This is a genomic window from Thermococcus aegaeus (genome assembly GCF_055393685.1).
This window is the reverse complement of sequence record NZ_AP042464.1, coordinates 1389792-1403502: the sequence shown is the minus strand read 5'-3', so window position 1 is coordinate 1403502 and position 13711 is coordinate 1389792. Positions and strand designations below refer to the sequence as shown.

General features: G+C 47.6%; 10 protein-coding genes. 4 read left to right on the top strand and 6 right to left on the bottom strand.

Annotation, left to right across the window (positions count from 1 at the left end):
* Positions 1–63 precede the first annotated feature (63 nt).
* Complete coding sequence (locus tag ACZ5NL_RS07535) at positions 64–273, top strand: hypothetical protein (protein WP_464841697.1); 210 nt, start codon at positions 64–66, stop codon at positions 271–273.
* Here ACZ5NL_RS07535 and bgaS read toward each other — a convergent pair.
* Genes bgaS through ACZ5NL_RS07505 form a run of 6 tightly spaced genes read right to left on the bottom strand, consistent with a single transcriptional unit; the run spans position 257 to position 7507 of the window.
* Positions 257–1723 (bottom strand): beta-galactosidase BgaS, encoded by a 1467-nt coding sequence (bgaS, locus tag ACZ5NL_RS07530; RefSeq protein WP_464841696.1) that lies wholly within the window; start codon positions 1721–1723, stop codon positions 257–259. The genes ACZ5NL_RS07535 and bgaS overlap by 17 nt on opposite strands.
* A gap of 3 nt (positions 1724–1726) precedes the next feature.
* Positions 1727–2545 carry an ABC transporter ATP-binding protein gene (locus ACZ5NL_RS07525; protein WP_464841695.1) on the bottom strand — a complete coding sequence of 273 codons (819 nt, stop codon included), beginning with the start codon at positions 2543–2545 and terminating at the stop codon, positions 1727–1729.
* Positions 2538–3554: an ABC transporter ATP-binding protein gene (locus ACZ5NL_RS07520; RefSeq protein ID WP_464841694.1), complete on the bottom strand. Its 1017-nt coding sequence runs from the start codon at positions 3552–3554 to the stop codon at positions 2538–2540. The genes ACZ5NL_RS07525 and ACZ5NL_RS07520 overlap by 8 nt, the downstream gene beginning before the upstream one ends.
* Before the next feature lie 10 nt (positions 3555–3564).
* Complete coding sequence (locus ACZ5NL_RS07515; RefSeq protein WP_464841693.1) at positions 3565–4368, bottom strand: ABC transporter permease; 804 nt, start codon at positions 4366–4368, stop codon at positions 3565–3567.
* 54 nt (positions 4369–4422) lie between these two features.
* Positions 4423–5430, bottom strand: coding sequence for an ABC transporter permease (locus ACZ5NL_RS07510; RefSeq protein ID WP_464841692.1), 1008 nt, complete (start codon positions 5428–5430; stop codon positions 4423–4425).
* A 34-nt stretch (positions 5431–5464) separates the two neighbouring features.
* Entirely contained in the window at positions 5465–7507 is a 2043-nt protein-coding gene (locus ACZ5NL_RS07505; protein ID WP_464841691.1) for an ABC transporter substrate-binding protein, read from the bottom strand.
* A 144-nt stretch (positions 7508–7651) separates the two neighbouring features.
* On the opposite strand from ACZ5NL_RS07505, the gene ACZ5NL_RS07500 reads away from it, so the two are divergent.
* The 3 genes from ACZ5NL_RS07500 (at position 7652) to ACZ5NL_RS07490 (ending at position 13699) form a co-directional block, all read left to right on the top strand.
* Positions 7652–10933: an ATP synthase subunit B family protein gene (locus ACZ5NL_RS07500; protein WP_464841690.1), complete on the top strand. Its 3282-nt coding sequence runs from the start codon at positions 7652–7654 to the stop codon at positions 10931–10933.
* A 103-nt stretch (positions 10934–11036) separates the two neighbouring features.
* A complete protein-coding gene (locus tag ACZ5NL_RS07495) occupies positions 11037–12182 on the top strand; it encodes a CGP-CTERM sorting domain-containing protein (protein WP_464841689.1) in 1146 nt (381 codons plus the stop codon).
* A gap of 50 nt (positions 12183–12232) precedes the next feature.
* Positions 12233–13699 (top strand): beta-agarase, encoded by a 1467-nt coding sequence (locus tag ACZ5NL_RS07490; RefSeq protein ID WP_464841688.1) that lies wholly within the window; start codon positions 12233–12235, stop codon positions 13697–13699.
* Positions 13700–13711: the final 12 nt, after the last annotated feature.

Here is a 13711-nt window from a genome sequence, read left to right as displayed (position 1 = left end):
AAATGGAAGAGGGATTATAAATAATGCCGAAAGGTTAATATTTCCTCCCCCAAACTTCCTATGGTGAAGTCCATGGCTGAATTTGACCGCTACTGGAGAATGCTCTTTTTCTTGGTGTGGTTTTTCCTGCTGAGCCTGTATGCCCTTGTCGTTTTGAGGAATGAAAGCAGCACGATTACGTTCAAGGTGGCCCTCTTCCTCTCCCTGCTTACGCTCCTTGGAATAGTGGCCCTCGTGGCCAAAATAAAAAAGATGGTCAGTAATTTTTCGTAATGACTTCAAGGTCCGAGAGGTGGGCCAGCTCTTCGGGTATTGCCTTCTGGGTGGCAATTTCCCTGAACACGAGGGCACTCGGTCTCAGGTAGCGCTTCTTTGTCTCGAAATCAACGTGGACGAGCCCAAATCTCATCCTGAACCCCTGGGCCCACTCGTAGTTGTCCGTCAGCGACCAGTGGAGGTAGCCCCTAACATCCGCCCCTTCCCTAATGGCGCTGTAAACGGCTTTGAGGTGGCTGACGAGGTAGCGAGGTCTGTACCTATCTGCCGCATCAGCAATTCCGTTCTCTGTTATGAGCATCGGGAGATTATACCTCTCGCTAAGCTCTTTGAGAAGTTTTTCAAGGCCTTCAGGATAGATTTCCCACCCGAAGTCGCTACATGGCCTGCCTGACCTTGCGTAGCCTTCTCTAACCCCCATAAACCCATAGCCCGGAAGGGGTCTGATGTGCCTACCCACCTTACCAAAGGCAAAGCGGGAATAGTAGTTTACTCCAAGCCAGTCAACTTTTCCCTTCAGGTCTTTCCGGGTCGAACCTCCATGGGCCTTTCCAAAATAGACGGCATCAACGAAACTGTAGAGATTGTTTTCCCTTATTTTCCTTACCTCCTCCGCGATATCCTCGCTCAAAGGTTCGAGCCATGTGTATGCGTAGATTACCCCCACTGGCTTCTTTGAAAACCTCTTGATGGCATCGTATGCTCTCGCGTGGGCCTGTACCATGTTCCACTTTGCCTTTTCTACAGCCTCAAAACTGAGGTAGCCCGGCGGAAAGCCCGAGGTCGGGCGGGAATATCCGTTTTCATAGACTACGTTGGGCTCGTTCATTGTGCTCCACATGTCCACCAAATCGTCAAGGTGGTAAGCAACGAAGGCGGCAAACTTTACAAACTCCACCACTGCACTTTCGTCCAGCCACCCGCTTGGGGCCCTGTCTGGGCCGAGCTTTCTTACTGCAATTGGGTCGTGAATCCACAATGGGAGAGGCCAGTGGTAGAGGTTGAGGATGAACGTCTTGCCCCTCTCCTTCCAGTCCGAGTAGATCTTGCGGTAATGTTTGAGGGCCTCCATGTTGGCCCTCTTTTCAAGCTCCTCTATCGCCTTCTCAGGAACTTCAATGCTTACTATGTTGCCGTCCTCGTCCTTCTCGACATCAACCTTCACGTCAAAGGTGGGCTCCGGGAAAATTCTAGCCCACTCTATACCTCCCCTTATGGCATCCATGCCAAGGCTTTCGGCTATATCGTGGTCCTGAGCGTAAAGGTGCCAGTAAGCAGGCCCGTTCTCAGGGAGGTCACCACTAACGAGGCCCGTAGCTATGTTCTCTCTATCGTGAACCCACACCCACCAGTCACTGTTGGGTACTTCGCTTCCTTCCAGCCCCATTTCAAACTGGAATCCGGACCAAGAATAGCCAAAAAGAAAATCTTTGGGGAACTTGTACATCTTTCACACCTCCAGAAAGTCCTCCCACTTTTTATAGACAGTTGGCACACTGTCTACCAATATCTTTGTGTACTCGTGCTTCGGGTTGTCAATAACTTCTTGCGGAGTCCCTTCCTCCACTATTTTTCCTTTGTACATAATGAAAACCCTGTCCGAGATGAAGTAGGACAGGCCTATGTCGTGGGATATGAAGATTATGGAGCTCCCCAGTTTGTTCCTTAGATCCTTGAAGATCTCCACTATCTTGCCCCTCGTTGAAACATCGAGCATTGAAACCGCTTCGTCAGCTATTAAGAGTTTTGGCTTAAGGATCCAGCTCCTCGAAATCATCACCCTCTGCAGCTGGCCTCCCGAGAGCTGGTGGGGATACTTGCCCAGTATCTCCTCTGGGTTTAGATCGACAGCCCTTAGGGATTCTTCCTTCAGACTTTTCCCTTCCTCTGACTTTGGATCAACGCCTATAAGTTCTAAGGCTTGGTCAAGAACCCTATCCACCTTGTAGAAGGCATTGAAGCTCCCCATTGGATTCTGGAAGACCGCGTGGACCTGCCTCCAGTACTCCTTCAGCTCTTCCTTCTTTTTTATGTCCTTCCATATGTCCTTGCCATAGAAAAGCACCCTTCCGGAAGTTGGAGATATTAGTCTCAGAATTATTTTCCCAAGGGTTGTCTTCCCTGAGCCGCTCTGCCCTATCAGTGAGATTATTTCCCCCTCATTGACGGTAAAGGATACGTCATCAACTGCCCTGACCTCTATTTTCTTTATGAAACCTGAAGTGAAGACCTTGGTGACGTGGTCACAGACGAGCATTTCTTTAGACATCTTTTCTCCCCTCCTGGTACAGCCAGCAAGCTACCTGGGACTCACCAACCGTCAGAAGTGCCGGTTCCTCCTTCTTGCATATCCCCATGGCATATGGGCACCTCGGGTGGAACCTGCATCCGCTCGGAGGATCTATCAGGTTTGGTGGTTGTCCGGGAATGTAAGAGATTCCCTTTTCCCTCCCTTCCGGCTCTATTGAAGCCACGGAGTTAATAAGACCCTGAGTGTACGGGTGGAGGGGCTCTCTGATTATTGACTCCGTTGGACCAACCTCAACGATCTTTCCGGCGTACATGACGGCTATGCGGTTTGCTATCTGTCTCACCGTGGATATGTCGTGGGTTATGAAGACGATGCTGTCAACGAATCCGAGCTTTCTGAGTTTGATTAAGGATTTTAGGACTATCTTTTGGGTCGTTACATCGAGTGCAGATGTCGGCTCATCCACTATAAGAATTTCCGGGTTCAGGAGGGTCGCCATAGCCAGCACGGCTCTCTGCCTCATGCCCCCGCTAAGCTGGAAGGGATAGAGCTCAATAACGTAATCTGGAAGATCCAGCTCAACGAGCCTCTCTTTTGCCGTCTCCACCGCCTTCTGGAAGCCAATATTTCTATCATGAGACCTCAGAACGTCATAGGCTATTTTTTTGATTTTTATTGTTGGCATAAGGGCATTCAACGCGTCTTGGGGAACATAGGCAATGTGTTTGCCCCATAGCTTTCTTTTAACTTCGTCCCTATTCCTGAACTGGCTTATCTCGAACCTCTTCCCGTCCCTGCTTATAATCTCAAGTCTGCCCCCCATGTACTGCAGGGGTGGAGTTAAATCCATCATCATGGTCTTCGCGAGGGTTGATTTCCCGCATCCACTCTCACCGACCAGTCCGAGGATATCGCCCTCATGGATCTCAAGGTTAACGCCATCAACCGCTTTTACGAGGTATTCTGTTGTGCCCTTTAGCTGGCGGTAGTATGCCTTCAGGTCCTCCAAAATCATTCTTCTCTCCATTGCCACCACCCTACATCTCCCTCAACCTTGGGTTGAAGACCTGCTCTATCCCTGTGGCTATGAGGAGCAATGAAGTTGAGAGCGCCACAAGCAGGACTCCCGGAGGTATAAAGACCCACCAGTGTCCCAGGAAGTACGATTGAGTTACAGCAGCGAAATAGAGCATCTTTCCAAGGGTCATTATGTGTATCGGCGTCAGTCCCAGTATGCTCAGCCCTACTTCCGCGTTTATTCCTATGTTCATGAAGGTCACGAAGGACACTATAGTATAGGTGGTGACGTAGGGAAGGAGGTCAAATACCGCTATTTTGAGGTCTCCGTATCCCGTCATCCTTGAGAAATGCACGAAGTCCCTTTCCCTGAGGCTCAGGAACTGTGCCCTTATTGCCCTCGCAAACCACGGCCAGGCCGTTAGGGATATTATCACCGCCACCAGGGTTAGTCCCGCGTTCTGGAGGCCGAGGTAGGTGGCTATAATGATGGCAAGCAGCACGTTTGGTATAGTAATAACGACGTTGGTAAAGGCCATTAAGCTCTCGTCTATGAGACCGCCTTTTATTCCTGCTACCACTCCTATTGTGAGGCCTATAAGAATGGAAAAGATGCCCGTGAGTGCACCCACGTAAAGGGAATTTCTGATACCAACCACTACTTGAGCGAGGATGTCCCTGCCAAACTGGTCAGTTCCCAGAAGGTAGTAACTACTTGGGGGAGACGCGGGGGGCCCGGCGGGACTAAATGGGTCAACTGGATAAAGGTAAGCTCCAAACAGTGAGAGCAGAATCTCAAACACCAGTATGCTAAAGCCTATCACGAACCTCTTGTTTCTGAAAAGTACGTAAAATATCTCCCTGTTCATGGTCTCACCTCATTCTCTAGCTCCAAGCCTTATTCTCGGATCTATAAGCACGTAGATGAACTCCACTATGAAGTTCGCAAGCAGCAGTGTCCCTATGAGTATCAGGAAGATTCCCTGTATCAGGGGGTAGTCTCTGGCCCCAAGAGACCTGGCGAGAAGAATACCCATTCCCTGGTAATTGAAAAGCTGCTCTGTAATTATCTGTCCTGCCATGACTGTTCCTAACTGAATTGCTATCCCCGTCACCTGCGGGAGCAGGGAATTTCTCAGGACGTATCTAAAGATTATCCTGTCATCAACGTTGAGCATTTGGGAGAATTTAACATAGGTTGACCCCATCTCCATCGCTGCAAGAACCCTCATGCCTATTATCCACCCTCCCGTGCTCACGAGGGCTATTGACAGAAATGGAAGTATGTAGTGGTGGAGGTAGCTTTTTATGAACTCCCAGGTGAGGGAAGGAGCCAAAGTTGGATCGTATGCCGAGCCGGAGGGGAACCATCCGAGTTTAATTGCAAATACGTATATGAGCACCATCGCCATCCAGTAATAGGGTATCTGAGAAAGCACTATGCCCGTCGATACAACGCTCTTCTCGAACAGCGTACCCCTCCTGTAAGCTGCCCTTGCACCAAGGTAGTTTCCAACAGTCCATGCAACTAGAGTCGCCGGCACAAGGAGGAGCAGGGTCCATGGGAGGTGCCATGCTATTAATTTTGTCACCGGCTGCCGGAAGGATGATATCGAAGTCCCGAGGTTTCCTGAAAATGCGTTTTTAAGGAAGTCCAAATACTGGACATGGAGAGGTTTGTTCAGTCCGAATTCTTCAACAAGCCTTCTCTGGTACTGGTCGAGGAGCTCCGGAGAGAGTGAACCTTGAGAAAGTCCGGCTATAATCTGTTGTACTGGGTTACCCGGTGCTATTCTGGGAAGAACGAATGCTATGGTCACAGCCACAAAGTAAGTAGCGAGTAAAAAAGAAAGTTTAATGAGGAGATATCTGTATATTGGTCTCATTGGGTATCACCTTGTCAGCTTCTTAGTCAGCTTCTTACTTTGACAACTTCCTCGCCCCAATTATGATGAGTATGACGACTATCACAATTCCCAAAATGCCTATGATGAACCTCGAACTGCTCACCGGCGTCTGTGGTTGTGTTTGAGTCTGTGTCTCTGTTGTGGTTGAAGAGGTTGTAAATGTCTCCGTTGGGGTAATCTCTGGTACAAAGACCCCTTTGAGCTGGGAAAGGACTTCACTGTTTGGTATTAATATTCCTCCTTCATCCTTGGGCTTAGCCCATTTTGGCGGGCTGACCGGCTCTCCGCTCTTTGAGAGGCCGAAGAGCAGCCATAATGGAAGAGAGTACTCTCTGTATGGAGCCACCTCCGTCCACCAGGGATTGTCTTGATTTGGCCATCCCTTCCAGTACTTTTCGCTATAAGCGTACCACTGCACAGAATACGCTATTGGTATGGCCGGAATATCCTCATAGATGAGCTTCTGTATCTCCGTGTAGTACTTCATGAGCTCTTCGCTATCCTTGGCCTGTGCAGCTTCTTTGAGGAGCTCCAGGGCTTTTGAGTTGTTGTAGAATCCCCAGTTGGCTGTGGGGGGAGTTAGTCTCGGGTCGAGAACATACCTGTAAGTGTCCCATGGGTGGTAGAATGATGGAGAACCTGTCCACCCCAAAGCGAGTGTGTAGCCTGCGCTGTTGATCATGCCCCAGTAGGCACCATAATCAACGGGGTTTGCCACCACGTTTAGCCCGATTTTCTGGAGGCTGTTCGCTATTAGATCAGCAGCTATCATCCAGTCTGTCCATCCGGTTGGTATTATTATGTTGAGCTCAATCTTTTCACCACTGGGGGTCTCTAGGAAGCCGTCCCCATCCACATCCCTGTATCCCGCCTGGGCGAGAATCTCTTTGGCTTTCTCCGGATTGGGAGTTATTTTTGCTTCAGGGTTGCCCCAGTACTCCTGAGCTAACGTCGTGTTCAGCCACTGCCTGTAGTGGGGAAATACCGTGAACACCAGCGACATTGATGGCTGCTCGGAGTATCCATAGAAAGCCTTCGTGAGGACTTCCTGATAGTCTATTGCATAGGCAATGGCTTTCCTCAGGTTGGGGTCCTGGAGGAGGGGGTCTCTGTGGTTGAAGTAGAGCATAACGAATGCTCCTGGCCTGAAGTAAGGCTTGCTCTTGTAGAAAGTACCTATCTCCTTGAAGTTGCCCACGTTGGGAATAAATATGCCCGACCAGTCAACGTTTCCCTGTCTAAGGTCTAAAAGTGCCTGTTCGTTGCTCAGGTAGATTCTATGTACTACATATTTTGGACCTGGTAGGCCAAAGATCTCTTTACCCCACCAGTCGTCTATCCTTTCGTAAACAATTCTGAGCTCATCAAAGTAGTAAAGCTTGTAGGGACCGGAGACTACTTGTGGGAGGTTTATGGTCACGTCTCCACTCTCGGTAGAAACTACGTCGTCGCAGACTCCTCCACAGTTTCTCCAGTCTATAATTTGGTTTCCAACCTTCTCATAGACCTGCTCGATTATGTGTTTTGGAGCTGGAGCAAACTGGAGGGCATAGAGGAGAAACATTGGAAGGTTTTTCTCCTCGCCGATTGTGAACTGAACTGTGTGAGCATCAAGGGCCTTTACATCGCTTATATACGGCTCTGAACCGGCAGCGGGACCAGAACCAACTTCTTTTGAAAGCCTGAAAGTGTATTCTACATCCTCTGCAGTTATTGGTCTTCCATCGCTCCATTTTGCCTCCGGACGTAGCTTAACAATCAGTGTTGTCTCGTTTACCAGTTCAAAGCTTTCACCTATAATGGGAACCCATGCGTTCAGACCCGCTATGTACTGGAATAGCGGGAGGTACATGAAACCGCCAGTTACGTAAGTTCCCCAGGTTTGTGACGGGGAGAATAGATTCCATGTCGATGCTGGACCCCATTGAGCTCCTGTAGCGAAAACAGTCTCCTCTCTTGGAAGTGAAATTTGGGCCCTTGCAACCGGAAATGCTCCTATATACACAATAAGAATCAAAAAGAGGGCCATACTACCAATCTTCTTATGATGGCTCATTATTCATCCCCCTTGTTCAAGTTTATCCTTCAGCAGTTCTTCCTTAGTTTTTTGTGTTTATAAGCTTTTTTATAAATTCGAAATAATTTATAAAATAGAAAAAGTTTTATAGAGATAATCACTAATTCTATGCGGGGATGCCTTATGAAGTACTATAAGCACTTCTTTGGAGGTTTAATGATACTGCTTCTACTGGGAAGCTACGCCTCAGCGCTGACGCTTCCAGAAGCAAAGCAGATTGCCAGTACGCAGGAAGCTGGGGATACAGTCCTTCAATGGAGCCCAAGCAATCCGTGGCCCGGTGCTTTGATTACCAGAAGTGATAATACCACCATTTGGATGGAGCCAAACTTCTGGAACATCGCTGGAGGGGACGGAGAGAACTACATGAGATTCATAAAAGCAACTGACGAAGTAGCTTTCTACGTCAACATGACCAACGTACAAACAAACTGGGGCGGAAATGCTTTTGCCACCCCAAACGTCCTCATAGTTGGTAGGGCTCCAAAGACCTGGTGGGGTAACAAGCCGGCAGTGGGAGGCTACGGGTGGTTCAGCCTTCCATTGAATGGTGCAGACATTGATTCCATCTCTAACGTGTGGACGAGGGTGAACTTTGAACTTGCCAAAGGCCAGAGCACCCTTGCAAGAACCGGAATTATAATGTGGTTTGAGCAACCGAACGGCAACCCTATCGGTGAAGTTTACATTGCATTCTCCGATGACTATGGTGGAATAGTGAACACCCAGTATCCACCGACAAACATTGGAACACTCACAGATAAAGTCTATGTTAATGGTCTGGTAATGGAGATAACTTTTACGATCCAGAGAACTTGGAACTGGGATCACTTTGTCCTTGAGTTTATCCCTGACCAGCCAATACCGGAGGGGGATGTGATTATAGACGTCAAGCCATTTGCAAAAGCCGCGGTGCAGGGAATTGTGGATGATCCATACTCCTCCTGGACCGCAGACCAAATAACCTGGACATCAATTGGTTTTGGAACTTACGTCGGGAGCAATGGGAATGCCTTTGAGATTGGCTGGATACTCCACGATGCAGAACTTCTTGAGTCGGCTTTCACATTAGAAGAAGCAAAGCAGATTGCTTCTACAGCAAACCCAGGGGATACCGTTCTCCAATGGGCTCCCGGAGGCTACTGGGCGCCTCCATATGACGACAATGGAGTTACAAGGCAGATTTGTACTTGGCCGGGTGCTTTGATTACCAGAAGTGATAATACCACCATTTGGATGGAGCCAAACTTCTGGAACATCGCTGGAGGGGACGGAGAGAACTACATGAGATTCATAAAAGCAACTGACGAAGTAGCTTTCTACGTCAACATGACCAACGTACAAACACAATGGGGAGGTATAGCATGGGCAACGCCGGCTGTAGTTATTGCAGGTAGAGTTCCTCCGAGCCTTAGCGGAACTGAACTCCCGGCTGCGGGAGGCTATGAGAACTTTTCATTGCCAATGCCATCAGTTAATGTTTCGAACTATGAAAGCATCTGGGCCAAGGTTGACTTTGAGCTCGTTAAAAGAGAAGACACTCTGATAAGGGCAGGCTTGGTGATGTGGTTTGAAGATGCTAACGGAAACCAGCTAGCGGAGGTATACATGCCTTTCTTTGATGATTACAACGGAATAGTCGGTGCCCAGTATCCCCCAAGTGAGGTCGGAAGTGTAAGCGCGATGGTCTATGTAAACGGAGTAGCCAGAAATGTTACCTTCACCGTTCAAAAGGCATGGAACTGGAATAACTTTGCATTTGAGTTTATACCAGAGGAGCCAATAGCAAAGAGTTCCGGTGAAATTCGCATTGATCTTAGAGCAATTGTGGACAAGGTAATCCAAGAAATAGTTAACGATCCGTATTCTAACTACAATGAGGAAGATATTGTATGGAGCTCCCTTGCATTTGGTACTTACAGCGGAAGCCAAGGAAATAGTTTTGAATATGGCTGGATACTCCACGATGCAAGAGTTCTACCGCCAGAAGCTGTGGAAGAAGAGGAAACATCTCCAGAGGAAAAGCCTTCTCATGAACCATACAACGTAGTAATGCTTAGCTATTTCTATTACCACCATTATCAGAAATTAATGGAAGCATACGAAGAAATCCTTGAAGGAAATACCACTGTAGAGGAAAATATCCTGAATACAACGGAAATCCTTAGAAAACAGGCGGAGGAGAACTATCAAAAGGTCATTGAACTCTCGCCAGGAACACCTTATGGTGGATTTGGAAATATAAGAACATTAATATATTTAAGAAAAGCTTACGTCTCTATTAAAAATGCAAAAGAGACTCTAGAGGGAGCATTACAGTATTCTAAGCTGTTGCAAGAATACGAAAAAGCCTTAGAACAAGCAAAGATGCAAAAAGTAGGTGAAAAAATACTTAATGAGGCAGAAACCGCTAAAAACACCTCGGAAGAGTATTACAATAAAGCTCTTTCCCTTCCAGCCGGAGATCCAAGCATAGTCTTCTACATAAATAAGGCATATAAACTTCTGAACTACGCCGTAAAAACTCTAGAAGATAACATACTTCCAACGCCACTCTTAGCAATACGCCAGGTTGCGGCGACTGCTGAAGAGGGAGATGTTCAGTTTACTTGGTGGGATCAGTGGCTTGAGGAGCCGATACAGCTGAGTGACGGAAGAACAGTGTGGATGCAGACGAACTTCTGGAACATCGTTGGTGGAGAGGGAGAAGTCTTCATGAGATTCATAAAGCAGACAGAAGACTTCGCCTTCTACGTTGACTTAAACAACGTACAAACACAATGGGGCGGCATAGCATGGGCAACACCCGAAGTAATATTCGCGGGTAGGGCTCCAAAGACCTGGTGGGGTAACAAGCCGGCAGTGGGAGGCTACGGGTTCTTTGACCTCCCATTACCAGCATCAGATGTTTCGAACTATGACAGAATCTGGGTCAAGGCAGACTACGAAGTTGTTAAGAAAGAAGGTTCATTAGTAAGATTTGGGCTCTTGCTGTGGTTTGAAAATGCCGATGGGTGGCCGATTGCAGAAGTTTACATCCCATTCTTCGACGACTTTGGAGGACTAGTCGTGGACAGGATACCAGCCGGGCAAGTTAATACAGTAGTAGCGTTAAATGGAAACACTTCCAGTGTGACGTTCAATGGTCAAAAAGGCTGGAATCCGGGAGGATGGTGGAGCTTCGAGTTCCTGCCAGAGCAGGAGTTCCCAAGCTCAGGAGAAATCGTAATAGACATCAAACCAATAGTAGACAAAGTGCTAGCAGAATTAGGCAACCAGGACGTCACTTGGACTTCAATATCTTTAAGCTCTTACAGTGGAAGCAGAGGAGATAGTTTCAACTACGGCTGGATAATCAGAGATGTAAGACTTCTCCCACCAGAAGAGGCACCGGTGTTGGATTAGACCACCTTTCTATATTTTTTGCATTTTTTATAAATTTTTTGTGTAATATAATAATGACAAGATTTATATAAAGAAGAGACAATTTTCATAGTGGTGATGCTTAATGAAAGAAATATGGAAGGCAGGCATGTTTGTTTTTGTTTTTGTCTTGATGGTTTCGACGTATGCGTCGGCAATGACACTTTCAGAGATACGCCAGGTTGCGGCGACTGCTGAAGAGGGAGATGTTCAGTTTACTTGGTGGGATCAGTGGCTTGAGGAGCCGATACAGCTGAGTGACGGAAGAACAGTGTGGATGCAGACGAACTTCTGGAACATCGTTGGTGGAGAGGGAGAAGTCTTCATGAGATTCATAAAGCAGACAGAAGACTTCGCCTTCTACGTTGACTTAAACAACGTACAAACACAATGGGGCGGCATAGCATGGGCAACACCCGAAGTTATCATCGAAGGAAGAGCACCAGCCCAGTGGTGGGGAGACAAAGCTCCAGTAGGAGGACACGAATACCTAACCTTACCAATGCCCGCTGCTGAGATCTCTAACTATGACAGTATCTGGGTCAAGGTAAAATATGAGGTGGCTAAAAGAGAAGACACCCTCGTGAGGTTTGGGATAAATCTCTGGTTTGAAGATCCTAGCTCAGGAGCGCCCATTGGTGAACTTTACATACCGTTCTTCGACGACTTTGGAGGAATAGTCGGGGACAGAACCGAAGTGGGAGAAGTCACCTCAACGGTAATTGTAAATGGAGAAATGAAAGACATGAAGTTCACCATCCAGAGGGCTATCTCTGGTGGCGGTTGGGGCGTTCTGCTGTTCATGCCGCAGGAACAGCTCCCGCAATCAGGAGAGGTCATAATTGACATAAAGCCCATGATGGACAAAGTGGTCGAGCAAATGAGAGACTTCTTTGGAATGCCCATTGAGAACCAGCAGTGGACTTCAATATCTGTGGGCTCATACAGCGGTAGCGAGGGAACGGCCTTCAACTATGGCTGGATAATTTACGAAGCGAAGATACTCTCTCCAAGTGACGCTCCCAAGGTTATTAAAACTGTGGTAACTGAAACTAAAACCATAACCGAGACTAAAACTGAGACTAAAACAGAAACTATAACCGAAACCAAGGCTGAGACCAAGACAGAGACCGTAACCCAAACAGTAACTGAGACCCAAGGAGGGATCTGTGGACCTGCCGCCCTTTTAGGGTTAGCACTAATCCCGTTATTCTTAAGAAGAAAGAAGTAGAGTAGCTTTGTTCTTTATGTTTTTATTCTTTTTTAGAGAGGTGAACCAATATGGAAAAAGTAATCTACGGCAAAATCATTGGCATCACGATGGTTTTGGCTTTATTCCTCGGGTGTATCGGAGGGAATACACAGACAGATATGGAGAAGACCTCTCCCACTTCTACAGCCGAGAATTCCCAGGTTCAGCCCACTACAACCACTTCTCAAATAGGGGAGGAGATAATAAAACCTAAAGCCAAGTTCCCCGAGGGATACTCCGATTTTGGAGGATGGAAGGAAATGAGACTCGAACCTTCTGGGTACTTCAGGGTTGAAGTTGTGGATGGAAAGTACTGGTTTGTTGATCCGGAGGGGTATGTCTTTCTTTCAAAGGGCATAAACGCGATAAACTATCTGGGAGATCACTCTCCCAAACTGGGGTACGCCCCGTATTATGTTAACGTACTCCGGAAGTACGGGGACATAAACCTGTGGATCAACACCACCGTTAGCAGGATGGTCGAATGGGGATTCAACACTGTGGGAGCGTGGTCTTCTCCCGAGATGTATGAGTATTTCCCCCACACCGTTCTTCTGGATATCGGGGCAAAATACGGGTTTAACTGGGAAAAGGGCACTATGCCGGACATTTTTAAGGATGATTTCGAGGATTATGTGAGGAAAGCGGTTTACTTCAATGTTGAACCATTGAAAGACAACCCCATGGTAATTGGGTTTTTTACAGATAATGAGCTCCGTTGGGGTCCGGACTGGAGATCAGGCAACCACCTTTTGGATGATTTCATAAATCTTCCTCCTGATGCTCCAGGAAAGAAAGTAGCTGTAGAAGTTCTGAAAGATGTTTTTAACGGTGACATCTCCAAGCTGAACAGGGAGCTTAAGACGAACTACACCTCTTTTGATGAGCTCCTTAGCTATACTGGAAAGCTCCCCTCAACTGCCCCCTTCAACGAAGCCAGAAAGGAGTTCGTGAGGAGGTACGCCGAGAGGTACTTCAGTGTGGTAACAAAAGCAATAAGGGAAGTTGACAAAAACCACCTCATACTCGGGGTGAGGTTTGCGGTTTCCCCCTTCATAAGACCGCCCGATGAGGTTTTTGAAGTTGCGGGGAAATATGTTGATGTTATTTCCTTAAACCTTTACAACTTCCAGGTGGCGCCGAAGGACTACCTCGACCATATACACGAAATCACAGGAAAGCCCATAATGATAACGGAGTTCTCCTTCAGGGCTATGGATTCAGGCCTCCCCAACACCAAGGGGGCGGGGATTACGGTGGAAACCCAGAAGGAAAGGGCTGAATACACCAAACGCTTCATAGAGAGCTTTATAAAGCTCCCCTATGCAGTCGGCTACCACTGGTTTAAGTGGTCAGACCAGCCGAAGGAAGGCAGGTGGGACGGTGAGAACAGCAACTATGGCCTCGTGAACATTGAAGACGATCCGTATGAGGAAATGGTTCAGATGTTCACTTCCCTCAACAAAGACCTTGAAAGGATCCACAAAGAAGGTTAATAGGGTGACTGC

Bases quoted from the DNA above. Each gene is read 5' to 3' on its own strand.
- bgaS (WP_464841696.1), bottom strand. From the start codon at position 1,723: ATGTACAAGTTCCCCAAAGATTTTCTTTTTGGCTATTCTTGGTCCGGA.
- ACZ5NL_RS07525 (WP_464841695.1), bottom strand. From the start codon at position 2,545: ATGTCTAAAGAAATGCTCGTCTGTGACCACGTCACCAAGGTCTTCACT.
- ACZ5NL_RS07520 (WP_464841694.1), bottom strand. From the start codon at position 3,554: ATGGAGAGAAGAATGATTTTGGAGGACCTGAAGGCATACTACCGCCAG.
- ACZ5NL_RS07510 (WP_464841692.1), bottom strand. From the start codon at position 5,430: ATGAGACCAATATACAGATATCTCCTCATTAAACTTTCTTTTTTACTC.
- ACZ5NL_RS07505 (WP_464841691.1), bottom strand. From the start codon at position 7,507: ATGAGCCATCATAAGAAGATTGGTAGTATGGCCCTCTTTTTGATTCTT.
- ACZ5NL_RS07500 (WP_464841690.1), top strand. From the start codon at position 7,652: ATGAAGTACTATAAGCACTTCTTTGGAGGTTTAATGATACTGCTTCTA.
- ACZ5NL_RS07495 (WP_464841689.1), top strand. From the start codon at position 11,037: ATGAAAGAAATATGGAAGGCAGGCATGTTTGTTTTTGTTTTTGTCTTG.
- ACZ5NL_RS07490 (WP_464841688.1), top strand. From the start codon at position 12,233: ATGGAAAAAGTAATCTACGGCAAAATCATTGGCATCACGATGGTTTTG.